The sequence below is a fragment of the Rhizomicrobium sp. genome, from assembly GCA_037200045.1.
In the GTDB taxonomy this organism is placed as follows: domain Bacteria; phylum Pseudomonadota; class Alphaproteobacteria; order Micropepsales; family Micropepsaceae; genus Rhizomicrobium.
Genome location: JBBCHM010000001.1, coordinates 1,711,311 through 1,727,575, shown reverse-complemented (window position 1 = coordinate 1,727,575; position 16,265 = coordinate 1,711,311). Strand labels below are relative to the sequence as shown.

The 16,265-nt window shown below is 68.0% G+C and carries 20 protein-coding genes and 4 tRNA genes; 16 read left to right on the top strand and 8 right to left on the bottom strand.

What is annotated here, in order from left to right; genetic code table 11:
• Nucleotides 1-2: 2 nt before the first annotated feature.
• Nucleotides 3-1,430 (bottom strand): flagellar hook-length control protein FliK, encoded by a 1,428-nt coding sequence (locus tag WDM86_08120; GenBank protein ID MEI9989987.1) that lies wholly within the window; start codon nucleotides 1,428-1,430, stop codon nucleotides 3-5.
• 263 nt (nucleotides 1,431-1,693) lie between these two features.
• Here WDM86_08120 and flgK point away from each other — a divergent pair, with 263 nt between their 5' ends.
• The 4 genes from flgK to WDM86_08100 all read left to right on the top strand — a co-directional run bounded on the left by flgK (nucleotide 1,694) and on the right by WDM86_08100 (nucleotide 6,105).
• Nucleotides 1,694-3,832: a flagellar hook-associated protein FlgK gene (gene flgK / locus WDM86_08115; GenBank protein ID MEI9989986.1), complete on the top strand. Its 2,139-nt coding sequence runs from the start codon at nucleotides 1,694-1,696 to the stop codon at nucleotides 3,830-3,832.
• Between the two features lie 10 nt (nucleotides 3,833-3,842).
• Nucleotides 3,843-4,790 (top strand): flagellin, encoded by a 948-nt coding sequence (locus WDM86_08110; GenBank protein MEI9989985.1) that lies wholly within the window; start codon nucleotides 3,843-3,845, stop codon nucleotides 4,788-4,790.
• Between the two features lie 191 nt (nucleotides 4,791-4,981).
• Nucleotides 4,982-5,482, top strand: coding sequence for a hypothetical protein (locus WDM86_08105; protein ID MEI9989984.1), 501 nt, complete (start codon nucleotides 4,982-4,984; stop codon nucleotides 5,480-5,482).
• Nucleotides 5,479-6,105: a hypothetical protein gene (locus tag WDM86_08100; protein MEI9989983.1), complete on the top strand. Its 627-nt coding sequence runs from the start codon at nucleotides 5,479-5,481 to the stop codon at nucleotides 6,103-6,105. The genes WDM86_08105 and WDM86_08100 overlap by 4 nt, the downstream gene beginning before the upstream one ends.
• A gap of 252 nt (nucleotides 6,106-6,357) precedes the next feature.
• Here the strand turns inward: WDM86_08100 and WDM86_08095 are convergent.
• Nucleotides 6,358-6,432, bottom strand: a tRNA-Glu gene (locus tag WDM86_08095).
• 131 nt (nucleotides 6,433-6,563) lie between these two features.
• On the opposite strand from WDM86_08095, the gene WDM86_08090 reads away from it, so the two are divergent.
• The 3 genes from WDM86_08090 (at nucleotide 6,564) to WDM86_08080 (ending at nucleotide 7,413) form a co-directional block, all read left to right on the top strand.
• Nucleotides 6,564-6,637 (top strand) — tRNA-Gln (locus WDM86_08090).
• Nucleotides 6,638-6,704: 67 nt separating this feature from the next.
• Nucleotides 6,705-6,779 (top strand) — tRNA-Lys (locus WDM86_08085).
• 73 nt (nucleotides 6,780-6,852) lie between these two features.
• Entirely contained in the window at nucleotides 6,853-7,413 is a 561-nt protein-coding gene (locus tag WDM86_08080; protein MEI9989982.1) for a hypothetical protein, read from the top strand.
• Here WDM86_08080 and WDM86_08075 read toward each other — a convergent pair.
• Both WDM86_08075 and WDM86_08070 read right to left on the bottom strand, forming a co-directional pair.
• Complete coding sequence (locus tag WDM86_08075) at nucleotides 7,410-7,784, bottom strand: VOC family protein (GenBank protein MEI9989981.1); 375 nt, start codon at nucleotides 7,782-7,784, stop codon at nucleotides 7,410-7,412. The two genes, WDM86_08080 and WDM86_08075, sit on opposite strands and share 4 nt — an antisense overlap.
• Nucleotides 7,781-8,137 (bottom strand): MmcQ/YjbR family DNA-binding protein, encoded by a 357-nt coding sequence (locus WDM86_08070; GenBank protein ID MEI9989980.1) that lies wholly within the window; start codon nucleotides 8,135-8,137, stop codon nucleotides 7,781-7,783. Before WDM86_08070 ends, WDM86_08075 begins: the two co-directional genes overlap by 4 nt.
• A gap of 102 nt (nucleotides 8,138-8,239) precedes the next feature.
• Between WDM86_08070 and WDM86_08065 the strand changes: the two genes are divergently transcribed.
• Together WDM86_08065 and WDM86_08060 are read left to right on the top strand one after the other, a co-directional pair.
• Nucleotides 8,240-8,314, top strand: a tRNA-Met gene (locus WDM86_08065).
• Between the two features lie 21 nt (nucleotides 8,315-8,335).
• On the top strand, nucleotides 8,336-9,553 hold the full coding sequence (locus WDM86_08060) for a threonine ammonia-lyase (protein ID MEI9989979.1): 1,218 nt from the start codon (nucleotides 8,336-8,338) through the stop codon (nucleotides 9,551-9,553).
• Nucleotides 9,554-9,827: 274 nt separating this feature from the next.
• Here the strand turns inward: WDM86_08060 and WDM86_08055 are convergent, their stop codons facing one another.
• Together WDM86_08055 and WDM86_08050 are read right to left on the bottom strand one after the other, a co-directional pair.
• The gene (locus WDM86_08055) at nucleotides 9,828-10,094 is read right to left on the bottom strand and encodes a hypothetical protein (GenBank protein ID MEI9989978.1); all 267 of its coding nucleotides are present in this window, start codon (nucleotides 10,092-10,094) and stop codon (nucleotides 9,828-9,830) included.
• A complete protein-coding gene (locus WDM86_08050; GenBank protein MEI9989977.1) occupies nucleotides 10,091-10,414 on the bottom strand; it encodes a hypothetical protein in 324 nt (107 codons plus the stop codon). Before WDM86_08050 ends, WDM86_08055 begins: the two co-directional genes overlap by 4 nt.
• A gap of 110 nt (nucleotides 10,415-10,524) precedes the next feature.
• On the opposite strand from WDM86_08050, the gene WDM86_08045 reads away from it, so the two are divergent.
• The 7 genes from WDM86_08045 to WDM86_08015 all read left to right on the top strand — a co-directional run bounded on the left by WDM86_08045 (nucleotide 10,525) and on the right by WDM86_08015 (nucleotide 15,313).
• Nucleotides 10,525-11,079 carry a hypothetical protein gene (locus WDM86_08045; GenBank protein ID MEI9989976.1) on the top strand — a complete coding sequence of 185 codons (555 nt, stop codon included), beginning with the start codon at nucleotides 10,525-10,527 and terminating at the stop codon, nucleotides 11,077-11,079.
• 292 nt (nucleotides 11,080-11,371) lie between these two features.
• Nucleotides 11,372-11,719, top strand: coding sequence for a helix-turn-helix domain-containing protein (locus tag WDM86_08040; GenBank protein ID MEI9989975.1), 348 nt, complete (start codon nucleotides 11,372-11,374; stop codon nucleotides 11,717-11,719).
• Complete coding sequence (locus tag WDM86_08035; GenBank protein ID MEI9989974.1) at nucleotides 11,716-12,495, top strand: DUF6456 domain-containing protein; 780 nt, start codon at nucleotides 11,716-11,718, stop codon at nucleotides 12,493-12,495. The genes WDM86_08040 and WDM86_08035 overlap by 4 nt, the downstream gene beginning before the upstream one ends.
• A gap of 65 nt (nucleotides 12,496-12,560) precedes the next feature.
• Nucleotides 12,561-13,013, top strand: a complete 453-nt coding sequence (locus WDM86_08030; GenBank protein MEI9989973.1) for a MarR family transcriptional regulator — start codon at nucleotides 12,561-12,563, stop codon at nucleotides 13,011-13,013.
• A gap of 13 nt (nucleotides 13,014-13,026) precedes the next feature.
• Complete coding sequence (locus tag WDM86_08025; protein ID MEI9989972.1) at nucleotides 13,027-13,590, top strand: isochorismatase family protein; 564 nt, start codon at nucleotides 13,027-13,029, stop codon at nucleotides 13,588-13,590.
• Between the two features lie 2 nt (nucleotides 13,591-13,592).
• Nucleotides 13,593-13,922, top strand: coding sequence for a hypothetical protein (locus tag WDM86_08020; GenBank protein ID MEI9989971.1), 330 nt, complete (start codon nucleotides 13,593-13,595; stop codon nucleotides 13,920-13,922).
• Entirely contained in the window at nucleotides 13,919-15,313 is a 1,395-nt protein-coding gene (locus WDM86_08015; protein MEI9989970.1) for a DHA2 family efflux MFS transporter permease subunit, read from the top strand. The genes WDM86_08020 and WDM86_08015 overlap by 4 nt, the downstream gene beginning before the upstream one ends.
• Before the next feature lie 47 nt (nucleotides 15,314-15,360).
• Here the strand turns inward: WDM86_08015 and WDM86_08010 are convergent, their stop codons facing one another.
• Together WDM86_08010 and WDM86_08005 are read right to left on the bottom strand one after the other, a co-directional pair.
• The gene (locus WDM86_08010; protein ID MEI9989969.1) at nucleotides 15,361-15,825 is read right to left on the bottom strand and encodes a MaoC family dehydratase; all 465 of its coding nucleotides are present in this window, start codon (nucleotides 15,823-15,825) and stop codon (nucleotides 15,361-15,363) included.
• A gap of 80 nt (nucleotides 15,826-15,905) precedes the next feature.
• Complete coding sequence (locus WDM86_08005; GenBank protein ID MEI9989968.1) at nucleotides 15,906-16,175, bottom strand: hypothetical protein; 270 nt, start codon at nucleotides 16,173-16,175, stop codon at nucleotides 15,906-15,908.
• Nucleotides 16,176-16,265: the final 90 nt, after the last annotated feature.

Below are 16,265 nucleotides of genomic sequence, written 5' to 3'. Positions count from 1 at the left end.
CCTCAGACTCGGATGTCGAGCCGCGTGTCGCTTGACGACACGAGGCCCAGGGAAACGGTGGATGCGGCGCTGTCGACCGCCGCGATGGCGCGCGCCGCCAGCATGCGGCCGCGCGGCGATGGGGCGTTGCCGCCATTGCCGGCGCCCTGCTGCTGGCCCTTCAGCGAGAAGTTCAGGCCGTTCTGCGACAGATCCAGGCCCGCATCCTTCAGCGCGCGTTCGAGCTGCGGCTGGTCCTTCTGGAGAAGTTCGAGCGTCTGCGGCTTCTCGACCGACAGCATGGCCTGCGCCTTGCCGGCATCGTCCACCGTCAGGTGCACGTCGACGCGGCCGAGCTCGGCCGGGTCGAGCCGGATGTCGAAATGCTTCGTGCCGCCGTCGGATTTCGACGCGATGTTGAAGGCCAGCGTCGCGATATCGGGCGCCGCCGGATGGCCGACCTGGAGCTGCGCCGAGACGGCGGCGTTGGCGGCTGTCGGCGCCGGCTGCGACGGCGCGGCCGCGGCGGCGAGCGAGTCGGGCTGCGGCGGTGCGACCTGTGCAGGCGTCGGACCGGCGGCCTGGGAAACGGCTTGCGTCCCGGGCTGCGGCGGCGCGGATGCCGACGCATCGGCGGAAGACGGTTGCGTGGTGGCGTCCGGCGCGGCGGAAGGATCGGTGCCTTGCGTCGCAGGGGGCTTGGACGGATCGGTCGCGCCATGGGCGGGCGGCGTGGCGCCGGTCGCCTTCTGATCGGTGAACACGCGGCCGAGGGCCTTGCCGGTATCGGCCAGCGCCGATGCGGCGGACTGGCGGGTCTGCGCCTTCGTGTTGCCGCCTTGCGGCTTGGCGGCGTCGGCCGGCTTGTCCGGTTTGGCCACCGTGCCCACCGGCTGCATCGCGGCGGCGGCGATGTCGGTGGCGTCGTCCTGCGGCGCGGCGGCGGCGGGTTGCGGCGTGGCCTGTGCCGCCGCGGTCGCGGCTTGCGTCGTCGCCGCCGAATTGTCGGTCGTCGGCGGTTGCGGGGTCGGCGCCGGATTCGGATCGGTGGCATCCGCCTGCCGGCGGGAAGCGCGAGCCGTCTTGGCCGAGGTCTTTTGCGGATCGGCCGTCGCGGCCGTGTCGTCGTCCGAGGCCTCATGGGCGGGCCGCGGCTTCGCCGGGACCGGCGTCGATGTATCCGCCGGCGCTTGATGACGGGCAGCCGTCGCCGCGTCCGTGGGATCGCCATCCGGCGAAGGCTTGTCGGCGGCAGGTGTCGAAGGATCGGCCTTCGCGTCCTTCGCGTCCGTCGGCGCGGCGGCATCGGCGCCCGCCGGCTTGTCGCCCTGCACGACCTCGTCGAGCATCGGGCCAAACGTATCGTCCGTGGCGGACGGCCCGATCGTGGCGGAGCCCGCGGCAGCCGTTTGCTGTCCACTCGTCACGACATTCGCTGCAATGGTGCTCACAAGCCGATCCGCGCTATTCCGCACGGCGTCGTAGCAAGGCCCGGACCAGATCATTTTCGCGCGCCTTTGCGCTTCTTATGCGGAAAGGCGCCGTTCGCGACGCGGCGCGAGACGGCATGAACTGCCGCGACCGGCAAACTCTGCCTGCCCAAGGGACGATTCCTGCCGCGAGCGCCGCGCGACGCCCGCGAAAAGCGCGCCAAATCCATGGCATGGGCCTTGCGATCCGTCTTCGGCGGCAAAGCATTTCGCGGACAGAACGCGTGAGCCTGAGTGGAATAGCAGCATCGGCGCTCAGCGCCCTACAGGCCAACAGCACGGCGCTGCGGGTGGTCTCGAACAATGTCGCCAACCTCAACACCCAGGGCTATGCGCGGCGCATCGTCAACCAGACGACGCTCAGCAATGGCGGCACGCTCGGCGGCGTCTCGATCGCCGACATCCAGCGCGTCACCGACCAGTTCCTGAGCGCCGAGCAGCTCGCGGCCGGCGCCTCCTCCGCGCGCTACGACACCCAGGCCTCGGTGTTCGATCAGCTCAACGGCATTCTCGGCGCGCCCGGCGATTCGACCAGCCTCACCGCCCAGCTCGGCGATGTATCGGCCGCGCTCGGCCAGGCGGCGCTCGCGCCGGCGTCCAGCGCCAACCAGGTCGGCACGCTGAACAGCCTGCAGAACCTGGCGTCCACGCTCTCCAACCTGTCCTCGCAGATCTCCGGATTGCGCAGCCAGGTCGACCAGCAGGTCTCGACCACGGTCACCGGCGTCAACGGCCTGATCAAGCAGGTCTACGATCTCAACATGCAGATCAAGTCGGCGCAGGCCGGCGGCGACACCGCCTCCGCCTTGCTCGACCAGCGCGACACCGCGCTGCAGAGCCTCTCCCAGCTCGTCGGCATCCGCACTGTCCCGCAGGACGACGGCCGCGTGACGGTGATGACCAATGACGGCATCAGCCTGGTCGGCGACAGCTACGCCCAGTTGTCCTATTCGCCGGGCGCCAACAACGGCACCTATGGCTCGATCACCACCCAGGACATCAACCCGGCGTCGGGCCAGCCGATCTCGCCGCCGCAGAATTTCGAGCCGCATCTGGACTCGGGCAAGCTGAAGGGCCTGCTCGACATGCGCGACGGCGCGCTGTCCGATCTCGGCCAGGAGGTCGGCAATCTCGCGCGCACCACCGCGCTCGCCTACAACACCCAGCACAACGCCAACACGGCGTTTCCGCCGCCCGCCTCGCTGACCGGGCGCAACACCGGCCTGGTCGCGGCCGACGCGCTGAATTTCACCGGCAAGACGACGGTCGCCGTGGCCGACGCCAACGGCAATATGGTCAGCCGGATCGACGTCGATTTCGACGCCCACACGATATCGGTCAACGGCGCGCCCGCGACCGCCTTCACCAACACGGTGGGCGGCTTCGCCACCGCGCTCAATACGGCGCTCGGCTCCAATGGCAGCGCCAGCTTCGCCAATGGCGTGCTCAGCGTCTCGGCCACCGGCGGCAACGGCATCGTCACCCAGGACGACGCGACCACGCCGGCGAGCCGCGGCGGCTCGGGCTTCTCGCAGTTCTTCGGCCTCAACGACCTCTTCCGCTCCGCCGCGCCCTCGATCCTGTCGACCGGGCTCTCGGCCAGCGACGCCGGCGGCTTCGCCACCGGAAGCCAGATCAGCCTCCAGCTCAAGGGCCCCAATGGCGACGTCGCCAAGACCGCGACGGTGACGCTGACCGCCGGCATGACGATCGGCAATGTGGTGACCGCGCTCAACACCGCGATGGGCGGCGCCGCCACTTTCACGCTCAATCCCGACGGCTCGATCGGCGAGACCCAGTCGACCAACCTCGCCGGCTATGCGCTGAACGTCACCAACGACACCACGGCGCGCGGCAATACCGGCATGAGCTTCAGCCAGATCTTCGGGCTCGGCACCAACCAGACCGCGCTCGAGGCCTCCGGCTTCGCGGTCAACAGTCAGATCGCGGCGTCGCCGCAGCGCCTGGCCTTCGCGACCTCGCAGATCACGTCCACCACCGTGGCGGGCGACGCGATCGTCGGCCATGGCGATAATTCCGGCGCCGTCGCGCTGCAGAATGTCGGCTCGGCGACGCAGAGCTTCGCCAGCGCCGGCGACATGGCGGCGCAGACCGGCGCGCTCAGCGACTACGCCGCCGGCTTCTACCAGGACGTCGCGACGCGCGGCGCCGCCACCACCGCCAACCAGACGGCGCAGGACGACCGGCTGCAGGAAGCGCAGACGCGCCAAGCCTCCAATTCGGGCGTCAATCTCGACGAGGAACTCACCAACATGATGTCCTATCAGCAGGCCTATAGCGCGGGCGCGCGCATGCTGTCGGTCGTCCAGCAGCTCTACGACACGCTGCTGCAGATCCAGTAAGAGGCGAGCCATGAGCATCGACCGCGTTTCCACCGCCGGCCAGTCGCAGATCATGCTGGGGCTGATCCAGAACGCCGCCCAGCAGCTCGACCAGACCCAGGCCCAGGTCGCCAGCGGCAAGGTCTCGAGCGACTATTCCGGCCTCGGCGACAAGGTCGCGGTGCTCGAAGCCGCGCGCACCGCCGCCAACAAGGCCGACGCCTATCAGGCGAACACGACCCAGGCGGTGAACCAGGCCGATCTGCAGGATTCGCAGCTCAGCTCGCTGTCCGACCTCGCCAACCAGCTGCGCCAGGCGATCACCAGCTCGGTCGCCAACGGCGACGGCTCGACGCTGATGGCGACCGCGCAGGGCATCTTCGACCAGGCGAGCCAGATCCTGAACACCAAGGACGCCAACGGCAATTACCTCTATGGCGGCGACAAGGACAACACGCCGCCGCTCAACGTCACCTCGCTGTCGCAGCTCGCGTCGCTGCCGTCGGTCTCGGGCGCCTTCTCCAACGGCACGATGAAGAAATCGGTGCTGGTCGGCGACGGCCAGAGCGTCCAGATCGGCGTCCTCGCCTCCGATATCGGCACCGGCCTGATGCAGACGCTGAAGGACATCGCGGGGTTCGACGCCGGCCCGAACGGCAATCTCGCGGCCAGCACCAATCTCAGCGCGGCGCAGAACACTTTTCTCACCGGCGAGATCCAGACCTCGGCGGACGCCGCTACCGGCGTGAACGCCGCCGCCGCCGCCAACGGTTTCGTCTACAACCAGCTCCAGGACGCGTCGGATCACCAGACCGCGCTGTCGACGCTCTACAAGGGCTTCGTCTCGAACATCGAGGAAGTCGACATGCCGACCGCGATCAGCCAGCTCAACCAGAACCAGGTCGCGCTCCAGGCCGCGCTGCAGGTGACCGCGCAGCTGAACCAGGTCTCGCTGCTGAACTATATGCCCACGTCCTAGCCGGGCGGCGGCGTCCCACCGGGCATTGGGCGAAGCCGTGAAGCGGTTGCAGCTAGGATGAGATACACCAAGACGTCGGTCGCCGATCGTCCACGCACCAAAGATTTCGCCGCCATTCTCGGTAAATATTCCGTTGATCGCGCTTGCGCAGATGACGTAACTTTAATCTGGGCAATGTGGCGAGGGGCGGGATGCGGGGCAGTGTACTGAGTTTCGATCCCAGCCGGGGTGAGGGGATCATTCTCGGCGACGACGGCAATCGCTGCGCGTTCACCGAACAATATTGGTCGGACAAGGTGTCTCGACCGGTGGCGGGGCTCACGGTCGATTTCGTGACCGACAGCGGATCGGCCAAGGACATCTTCGCGATCCGGCAGGCGCCGGTATCCGCGCCGTCCCAGGCGCCGCGCGGTCCCGTGGCCAGTCCGTCCACGAGCGACGGCAGCCTGCTCGGCGGCCTGTCGGTGGGCGCGGCCGTCCTGGGCCTGCTGCCGGGCTTCGGCGTGCTGTTCCTGATCGCCGGGTTCGTCCTTGGCATCATCGCGCGCCGGCAAGCCAAGGTGGCCGGCAACTCGACGGGCCTGCTGCTGGGCGCGATCGGCATCGCGATCGCTTCCCTCGTCGTCGTCGTCGAGCTGATCTTCGTCGTGTTCCTCGGCGCCATGCTCTTCGCGAGCACCGGCAGTCCATGAGCGATCTCGCCGACAAGGTCCGGCGGGACTACGAGGTCGTGAAAGGGATCGTCACGGCCAGCTATGACGATTTCATGCGCGTCCGCAAGGAAGACGGGAGCGCCCTCGGCTTCAAGATAAAGGGCCCCGCCACGGCGCTTCAGCCGGGCACCCAGGTCGGCATCGTCGCGCATCGGGGCACCGACCAGGCGATCTTTCTCGTCGATCGCCAGACCGGTCAGCGCTTCGACCTGTCGATCTGGCACAACCAGGCCGGCAAGGGCTCGAGTTTCGGATCGATCGCCCTGCGGATCGTGGCGCTGGTGCTTCTCCTTATTCCATTCCTGGGCCAGTTCACCGCGCTCTTTGGCGGCCTCGGCGCGATCGTCGGCGGGCTGATCGTCTCGTCGAGCATGCAGGGCCAGGCGCGCGCGCCGATCTCCCGGATTCTCATATCGCTGGGGATCTACTTCTTCGGCAGTGTCGTCTTTTTCAGCGGCTGGTTCGGCGGCGATTCGAACCAGGCCGTCCTCGGCTACGCCATCCTGGCCGTCGGGGCCTTGGCCTACACCTTCTGGGTCCATCGGCCCGCCACCCAATATTATGTCGAAGTGAGCAAGCTGCTCGACGAGGCAGCCGCTTAGACATCCGCGCTCCCGAACTCGGCGGGCGGGCACTTTGGGTTGGTGGGCGGCAAAGTGCCCGCCCGCCAGAAAAGTTGGGGCGCCCTACGGGACAAAACTGAGAACAGCGCGGGCGGGCAAAGCAGGGTTGGCGTGGCGGCTGCTTTGCCCGCCCGCCAACAAAGATGGCGCGCCATACAGGACAAAGATGAGAACTGCACGGCGGCGTGCGGTGGGTTGGCGGGCGGCACCGCACGCCGCCGCCATCAAAAATGGCGCGCCCTAGGGGAGTCGAACCCCTCTTGCAAGATTGAAAGTCTCGAGTCCTAACCGATAGACGAAGGGCGCGTGGCGGTGCCTATACTAAGCAAGCCGCCGGCTTGCAATGGACGTTGCGCGGCCCTTGTCGCCGCTGCCGCACTGACGTTAAGAAGGCGCCTCGACCAGCGAAAAGGCCGCCAAAGCGCCGCCGGTTCCGTTGGGGGATCGTCTAATGGTAGGACAGCAGACTTTGACTCTGCTTATCATGGTTCGAATCCATGTCCCCCAGCCATGCCCTTGCCCTCCCTTGCTTTGGCCCGGCCAACCGCTATAAGCGGGCCGCCTCGCCGGGGCGACACAGGCCCGTAGCTCAGCGGTAGAGCAACAGACTTTTAATCTGCCGGTCGTGGGTTCGATCCCCACCGGGCCTACCACCCTTTCCCCGACGCACCGAAGGCCCGGGCCGGATGTTTGTCCGGCGCCCGTGCCGCTCTATATTGTCGTTCGATGTCTCGCAGGGAAGGCGGCGGCGTGGATCCGGTCGGCCATGCGCTGGTGGTCGGGGGCTCCGGCATGCTCGCGGGTCTTTGCCGGTCGCTGCGCGCGCACGCGCGGCGGGTTTCCGTCCTGGCGCGCAACGACCGGCGCATCCGCGCCGTCGCGCCCGACATCGAGCCGGTCGCGTGCGACTACAATGACGGCATGGCCCTGGCCGAGACCTTGGCGCTGCTCGAACCGCCCGATCTGCTGATCGCCTGGATCCACGGCCGCGCGCCGTCCGCCCGCCGCGCCTTGGCCGAATGCGTCGCCGCCGAGGGGCGCTTCGTCCAGGTGCTGGGCAGCGCGCATGGCGATCCGGCCCATCCCGAGCGCCTGACCGAGATGGCCGCCGCGGCCGACGGCCTTCCCATCGACTACCAGTCGGTGGTGCTCGGCTTCGTCGTGGAGCAGGGCCGCTCGCGCTGGCTGACCAATGACGAAATATCGAGCGGCGTGTTCGCCGCGCTGCAATCCGGCGCGCCGCTCTTCATCGTCGGCACGGTCGAACCGTGGAGCGCGCGCCCCTAGCGGTTCGAGAGCTGGATCGGATTGCCGTCCGGGTCCTTGCCGTTGCAGAGCTGGAACGTGCCCGCGCTCGGCTTGCCGAATTTCGCGCCGCGCCGGATCAGCGTCTCGCGCAGCGCCGCCACGTCCCTGGCCAGGAACACGATCTTGGGACCCTTCCTGCCTGGCGAGGGCGGCCCAGAATGCAGCGCGACGCGCACGCCGCCGGCGTCGAATTCGCGCCAGCCCTTCTCGTCCGTCACCTGGGCAAGGCCGAGCACGTCGCGATAGAACGCGGTCATCGCCTCCATCTGGTTGGTGAACAGGATCACCCGCGCCATCTTCATCTTGGTCTTCATCGCCGCCGGCCCCCAATCCGCATCGCCCGCTCTCATGGCAGATGGCGCGCCTGCAATTTCTTGGGCGCGGTATACCGCCAGGCGGCTTCGATATAGCCGCGCAATTCCTTCGCGCTCAGCTTCGTCACGTCGACATAGGCCCACAGTAGCGCGCCGGCCCGCATCGGCGCGAAAGTGTCGGGCGCCGCCTCCGCCAGCATCGTCACCTGATCCTTGGGCAGGCGCAGGATCCAGCGCTGCGTCGTGCCGCCGAACAGCGCGAAGGTCTTGCTCCCGATATTGAACCAGATGCCATGGCGGTCGTGGATTTCCTGCGTGCCGGGCAACGCCAGCGCCACCTTCCTGAGGAAGGCGTATTTCGGCGGCGTTTTGATGCGCGGGTTCGGCATGGCGGGGCAGATTATGCCACGGGCCGCCCGCTTGGTCCCGCCGGCGGGCTTGCCTTGACAGGCTTTCCCCCCGCCCATTACATGCCGCGCCGCGAAAGGTTTGGCAGCGTAGCTCAGTGGTAGAGCAGGGGAATCATAATCCCTTGGTCGGGGGTTCAAATCCCTCCGCTGCTACCAGACTTGGAATGAGGTGACGCGTTGGACGCCCCGATCACCATCGACGATGTCCGCGCCGCGGCACGCGCCATCCAGGGCGCGGTCGAACGCACGCCGACCCGCCATTCCGAGACGCTCTCGCGCATCACCGGCGCCGGCCTGCACCTGAAATTCGAGAACCTGCAATACACCGCCTCCTTCAAGGAGCGCGGCGCGCTGAACAAGCTGCTCTCGCTTTCCGAGGACGAGCGCAAGCGCGGCGTCATTGCGATGTCGGCCGGCAATCACGCCCAGGGCGTGGCCTATCACGGCGGCAGGCTGGGCGTTCCGGTCACCATCGTGATGCCGGTGGGCACGCCCTTCACCAAGGTGCGGCACACCAAGGATTTCGGCGCCCATGTCATTTTGGAAGGCGCCACGCTGAGCGAATCCTACACCCATGCGCTCGCCATCGCGCGGGAGCAGGGCCTGGCCTTCGTCCATCCTTACGACGATCCGATGATCATCGCCGGCCAGGGCACCGTGGCGCTCGAAATGCTGGCCGACGCGGAAGAGCCGCTCGACACGCTCGTGGTGCCGATCGGCGGCGGCGGACTGATCTCCGGCATCGCGATCGCCGCCAAGGCGATCAATCCGGCGATCCAGATCTACGGCGTGCAGACCCGCGCCTATCCGTCGATGTACGACAACGTCAAGAGCGCCAATTTGCCGAGCGCCGGCCAGACCATCGCCGAAGGCATCGCGGTCAAGGACCCCGGCAAGATCACCCGCGAGATCGTGCGCGCCCATGTCCACGACATCCTCCTGGTCGACGAGGCTCAGATCGAGCAGGCGCTGGCCGCGCTGCTGGAGATCGAGAAGACCGTGGTCGAAGGCGCCGCCGCGGCGGCCTATGCCGCGGTGCTCGACAACAAGCAGCTGTTCCACGGCAGGCGCGTCGGCGTCGTGCTGTCGGGCGGCAATATCGACATGCGGCTGCTCTCCAACGTCATCCTGCGCGAGCTATCGCGCGAGGGCCGCCTGCTCAGCCTCGAAGTCGAGATCGAGGACCGCCCCGGCCTTCTGGCGCGCGTCGCCACGCTGGTCGGCGACGCCGGCGGCAATATCCTGGAAGTCAGCCACAACCGCATGATGACCGACATGCCGGTCAAGTCGGCCTATCTCGGCATGGTGGTGGAGGCGCGCGACAGCGGCCATGCCGACGAGATCCGCGCCGCGCTGACCGGCGCCGGGTTCACGCTGCGCACGACCGGCGTCTGAGCCCGGCCGGCTTCGCTGCGAAGTCTATCGTCTCTTGAGCAGGGCGCGCAGGGCGCGGCGCAGGAAGTCGGGCAAAATCGGCGCGCTCGGATGCGGCTCGTCAGGCGGGCGAGTGGAGACCAGCAATCCCAGCATCGAAAGCTCCTCATAGAGAGCATTACCGACGTACACGGATAATATGACAGTTTGCCTGTCGCGGGCCCGTGTCAAGCATGGACAATGCGGGAAAGTGGTTAACCGCGCGTTAAGACTGCTTCGGCGCGCTCAGCGCGCGTCACCGCACATAGTGCGTGAGCCGCTCGCCCCAGGAATCGAGCAGCCCGCCGGCGCAGGCCCCGGTCGACATCTGGCTGGTCTCGACCCGCGTCCACGGTTCGGCCGCGGCGCCGGCGTGGGAGCGGCGGGCCCGCTCCACAGCCAGCGCGCGGCACGGATCGGCCTGGCCATAGGCCGCGAACAGCGAGCCGAAGGCGAAGACGACGACGCCGAACAGCACCAGCAGCCCGGCGCGCAGCCGGGCCGAGCGCGGCAACGCGCTCACGGATTGGGTCTCTGGTCGGGCATGTCCTGGGTGTTGGGATTGCTGCCCCGATTGTACTGGTTGTTGCACAGCGAATAGCCCGAGCCCCAGCCGGACCGGTAGGGCTGCGAGGTGGCGTAAAGCGCCTCGTCGCGGATCTTGTCGCCGCGATAATTGGTGCCGCGCGAATTGGCGCTGGCGCAGCCGTCGGAATAGCCGGCCTGGAAGGACGGATCGTTGCGCATGGCGCGGTCGCGCTTGCTCTCGAAGAAGACGCAGCCGGTGAGCGCGAGCGCCAGCGCGATCGTGGCCGCCCGGCGAAGGATGGTTCCATGGGTCATGGCGCCACTGTATCAGCCCGGCACGGCGTTCGAAACTCGCCGTCCGTCCGCCCGTTTAACCGCCGTTTAACGCGGTCCCGGTAATCCTTCGGGCGTTGGGACATGGTGACATGATCGGATCGGCGGATCTTCGCAATCTGCACGTGCTGCTCGTCGGCGGGCGGCCGGCCGGCATTCAAATCCTGCGCACGGCGTTCGGCCTGCTCGGCATGAAGCAGGTCACGGTGATCGCCGAATCGGCGCGCGCCATCGAGACGCTGCGCGCCCAGACCTTCGACGCGATCTTCTGCGACGCCGCCGCCGAGCCGTACAAGAACATGAGTTTCCCGGTCGCGGCGCGCCGCGCCAACGGCATCCTCAATCCGATGGCGCCGCTGTTCGTCATCTACACCAATGCCCGCCAGCGCCAGGTCGAGCAGGCGCGCGACGTCGGCGTCACCGACGTGCTCACCCATCCGGTCAGCGCCTCGACCATCGCGCGCAAGCTCGAAGCCGCGATCAAGGCGCCGCGGCCCTTCATCGCCGCGCCGACCTTCTTCGGCCCCGACCGCCGCGCGCGGCGCGGCACCACGACCTGGAGCGGCGACGAGCGGCGCACGCGCACGGCCAAGAAGACCAAGGTCTCGGTGACCGAAGCGCCCGGCGTCGACACGACGTTCGTCTAGCCGTCCGGCTGGGACACTCCTCCCAAATCCGATTTCGCTCCCACAACCTCAGATAGTCCGTGCGCGGAATATCGGCCCGCCCCGCCCCTCCCGCCGCTCCCCGCCGGAGGCCGGAAACGGGCGGCGCGGCGCAGGCCGGGGTGTGGATAACTCGGCCAAAACCGGGATATTTTCCCGGGATTTTCTAGTATAAGTTGTATTTCTTATCCAACACCACCGGAAGTAGGATAATCTTCCTCCGAAGGCCGTCCTGAAGGAGGCGCGGCCCATCGGCAAAAACAAGGGGTGTTTCATGGATCCGTTCGACAGCAATGACAACAAAAGGCCCGGCGCGCTCGCGCCGCTGCGCGCCGGCATGACCCAGATCGTCGTCGCCCACGCCTATGGCGTGACGCTCGACGATCTGCGCTCGCCGTCGCGCGTCGGCCACATCGCGCAGGCGCGGCAGGTCGCGATGTATCTCGCGCATATCGTGTTCTCGATGAGCATGACGGAGGTCGGCCGCGGTTTCGGCCGCGACCGCTCCACCGCCTGCCACGCCATCCAGCGGGTGGAGGCGATGCGCGACGATCCGGAGCTCAACAGGACGCTCGGCTGGCTCGAGGCCACGCTGCGCGTCGTCGCGGAGAAGCGGCCGTGAGCGCGCAGGGCGAGATCGAGCGCGAGGCGCGCCGCATCTTCCGCAAGCTGGCGGCGCCGGGGGCGCATCTGGTCCCGCAAGGGGCCGATACGTTCCGGCTCGTCAGCCGCGACGAGCTCCACGCCGCGCGCGTCGCGCCGCTCAGCGCCGCGACGGTGGAGGCGTTCGCGCGCCAGGGCTGGATCCGGCGCGCCGGCGCGGGCAAGACCTATGTGCTCAGCGACGCCGGCAAGGGCTGGCTGGAGCGCGCGGCCGCCACCGGCGATCCGTTCGAGGAGCAGCACCAGCTCCGCCGCACGCGCCTGGTGAAAGACGCGCATGGCATCGAACGCCGCGTGACGGTGGACGAGGGCGAGTCGCCGCTGGCGCGGCTGAAGCAGCGCGGCCTGATCGACGGGGCGCAGTTCGACGCGGGCGAGAAGCTGCGGCGCGACTTCACGCTGGCCCAGCTCATGCCGCGCCTCGGCGTCGACTATTCCGCGGCGGTGGCGATGGGCAAGCGCGGCCAGAAGAACGAGGCCGAGTTCACCGACATGGTGGTGGCGGCGAAGCAGCGCTTCGCCCTCGCCATGCGCGCGGTGGGGCCGGGGCTGTCGGATCTTCTGTTCGACATCTGCTGCCACCTGCGCGGGCTGGAAGAGGCCGAGCGCGCCAATGCCTGGCCGAGCCGGTCGGCGCGCGTGGTGCTGGCGATCGCGCTCGATCGCTTGGCCGACCATTACGGCCTGCGCGGCCAGAGAAGCGCGCGCATGCGCTCCTGGGCGATGGAGGAATAGCGTTCACCGTCCGGAATATGTAGGAAGACTTTGTAGTTTACCTTCATATATGCCAGACTGGTCGGATGAAGCCGGAATTGGCCGAACCCGAAGGCACGGAAGCCGCCGCCCTCGCCGCGGAGCTCCGCATCGTGATCGGCGCGCTCAGGCGGCGTTTGCGCGAGCAGGCCGACGAAGCCGACCTGACCTCGGCGCAAAAATCCGTGCTCCTGCGGCTGGAGCGCGACGGCCCCGCGACGGCGAGCGCGCTGGCGCGGGCGGAAGGCATGCGGCCGCAATCGATGGGCGCGATCATCGCCGCCCTGGAGACCGCCGGCTATGTGGCGGGCGCGCCCGATCCCTCGGACGGGCGCCAGACCATCCTCTCGCTCACCGATCATTTCCGTGAATGGGTGAGCGCGGCGCGGGCGGCGCGGCAGGACTGGCTGCTTCGCGCCCTGCAGGCGCGGCTGACCGCGCGGGAACAACGCCAGCTCGCTGGCGCCGTGAAGCTCCTCAAACGCCTCTTCGACTCCTAGCAAAGGCCCGCCCATGACCGTCACGACCCTCGACCCGAAGACCGCGCTCATCGTCATCGACCTGCAGAAGGGCATCGTCGGCCTGCCCTCCGTGCATCCCATCGACGAGGTCGTGGAACGCGCTCGCGCGCTGGCCGATGCGTTTCGCCGACGCGGCCTGCCGGTGGTGCTCGTCAACGTCGCCGGCGGCGCACCCGGCCGCACGGAGCAGCCACGCCCCAGCATGCCGTTTCCCGAAGGCTGGACCGACCTCATCCCCGAACTGGACCGGCAACAAGGCGACATCGTCGTGACGAAGCGGACCTGGGGTGCGTTCGCGAGCACGGATCTCGAACAGCGGCTGAAAGCGCTGGGCGTCACGCAGGTCGTCATCGTCGGCGTCGCCACCGCGACCGGCGTCGAGGCGACCGCGCGCCAGGCCTATGAGCAGGGATTCAACGTCACCCTTGCCGTCGACGCCATGACCGACAGGCGCCGCGAGGCCCACGACTACAGCATCGCGCAGGTTTTCCCGCGGCTGGGCGAAACCGGCACGACCCGGGAGATCATCGATCTGCTCGGCAAGAGGAGCGGCTGACAATGGCGTGGCTTTATCTCGTGTCCTATTTCTTCGGCGGTGCCTTCCTGGCGAACGCCGTGCCGCATTTCGTCAGCGGCGTGATGGGAAAACCGTTCCAAAGCCCGTTCGCGAAGCCGCCGGGGCAGGGGCTGTCGTCGTCGACCGTCAACGTGCTCTGGGGCGTTCTCAACATCGTCGTCGGCTACGTCCTCGTCTGCCGCGTCGGCGATTTCGAATTGCGGACCACGCGCGACGTCGTGCCGTTCGGCCTCGGTATTCTGCTGATCGGGCTGTTCAGCGCGCGGCATTTCGGCCGCTTCCACGGCGGCAATCCGCCGGAGCGTTCATGAACGCTTCGGCGCCGGCCGGCGATCGCGCCGACCGGCTCGCGCCCGGGGTCTGGAAAGTGGTCGCGGTCGCCGCCATCGGCTCCTTCATGGCACAGCTCGACGCCACGGTCGTCAATGTGTCGCTCGCCAGCCTTGCCGCCGATCTCAAGGTCGGCCTTTCGGCGATCCAGTGGGTGACGAGCGGCTATCTGCTGGCGCTGGCGCTGATGCTCCCGCTGAGCGGCTGGCTGGTCGACCGTATCGGGGCCAAGGCGCTCTATCTCGGATGCTTCGCGGCCTTCACGCTGTCTTCGACCCTGTGCGGGCTGGCATGGTCCGCCAATGCGCTGATCGCCTTCCGCATCCTCCAGGGCATGAGCGGCGGCCTGCTCGCGCCCATGGCGCAGATGATGCTCGCCCGCGCGGCCGGCAGGCACATGGCGCAGGTGGTCGGCATCGCCGCCCTGCCGGTCCTGCTCGCGCCGCTGCTGGGTCCCGTCATCGCCGGCGCGATCCTGCAATTCGCATCCTGGCGCTGGCTGTTCCTCATCAACCTGCCGGTCGGCATCCTGGCGCTGGCGCTGGCGGCCGTCTTCCTGCCCAACGATCGGGAGGAGCGACGGCCGCGCGGCCTCGACCTGCTCGGGCTTGCCCTGCTGTCGCCGGGGCTGGTGCTGTTCCTCTACGGTTCGGACCATCTGGGCGAGCGCATCGGCATCGCGGCCCTGGGCGCCTCGATCATTCTATTCGTCCTGTTCTACCGCACCGCGCGGGCCAAGGGCGACGCCGCGCTGATCGATCTGAGGCTGCTCAAGAGCAAGGTGTTCTCCGCGTCGCTCGGCACCATGTTCATGGCCAACGGCATCTCCTTCGCCGGCCAGATGCTGATTCCGATCTATCTGGTGCGCGCCTGCGGCCTGTCGCCGAGCCGGACCGGCCTGATGCTGGCGCCGCTGGGACTGGGCATGATGTGCACCTATCCGTTCATGGGCCGTCTCACCAAGCTGTTCGGCATCCGCAAGCTGGCCGCCTGCGGTTCGCTCCTGGCGCTGGCCGGGACTTTGCCGTTCGTCTTTTTGGCCGAGCACGGCCTCGTCATCGCCGTCCTGGCGGCGAGCCTCTTCATTCGCGGCGTCGGGCTCAGCACCATCGGCATTCCGTCGATCACCTCGGGCTATGCCTCCGTGGCGCGCCGGGACCTGCCGATGGCGACGACCGCCATGAACATCGTGCAGCGCCTGGGCGGCCCGACCTTGACGACGCTCTGCGCGGTCTTCCTGGGATGGCGCCTGTCGGCGACGGCCGGGTCGATGCCCGGCGCCTTCATCGCGGCGTTCGGCCTGCTCTGCGCCCTGCACGCGCTGCTGTTCCTCGCCACCCTCCGGCTACCCTGGCAGGTTTCCGGTCGATGACCGTGGAAACGGTACCCGGGGTGGCGACACGGCGGGCGAGGAAAGCGCTACAGCCGCAGCAGATACTTGTGCATCCCGTCGAGCACCAGCTCGCTTTTCTGGTTGTGCACGGTGGCGCGCATCGCGACGATGCCGGTGGTCTTCTGGCGCACCAGCTCGGCGATCGTCAGCGCCGGATAGAGCGTGTCGCCGGCAAACACGCCCTTGAGGAATTTCGCGTTCACCTCGATGAAGCCGATCAGCGTCTCGCCGATGACATGCGGGAACAGCCCGGCGCCGGCGGCGGTGAAGCTCAACACCTGCAGCCCATGGGCGAGCGGCGCCGGATAGCCCAGCCGCTTGCAATATTCGACGTCGTAATGGATCGGATGATTGTCCAGGCTCACCGTCTGGAAGGCGGCGAAATTCGCCTCGGTCATCGTGCGCGAGGGCAGCGCGAAGACCTCGCCGACGGCGAGTTCGTCGAAGCCGCGCAGCGCCACGAGACGGTGCTCTTTCGGATCGAAACTCATGGCGGTGTTCTAGCCCGTCGCGCCGGGCGGGTCATCCGCCGCCGCCCGCAAATACGCACGGGCGGCGGCGGATGTGGGGGCTAACGCGTCTTGACCCGGTTGGCCTCGATGTCGGCGCGCACCTGGTCGAGCGAGCGCACCGCATAGGCCTGGAAACCGTCGAGAATCGAAAGGCCGCCGGCGCAGGCCTCCTTGTGCTGAGCGCAGGCGCCCTGAACGTCGGTCGATTGGATGAGCGAGGCGATCGAGGCGGGCGAGACCGCCGCGCCCGGCCGGCCGAAGCCGAGATCCGGCTCGCGCGGCATGAGAAACGAGACGAGGCCGATCCAGAAGATCGCGCGCATGATCATGACAGACACCCTTTAAGGCTCGCCCGAAGCCATGCAGCGATCATGCGCGGGGGCCTTTATCGGGCGCTGAAACCTTTCGGTAAAGTTCGA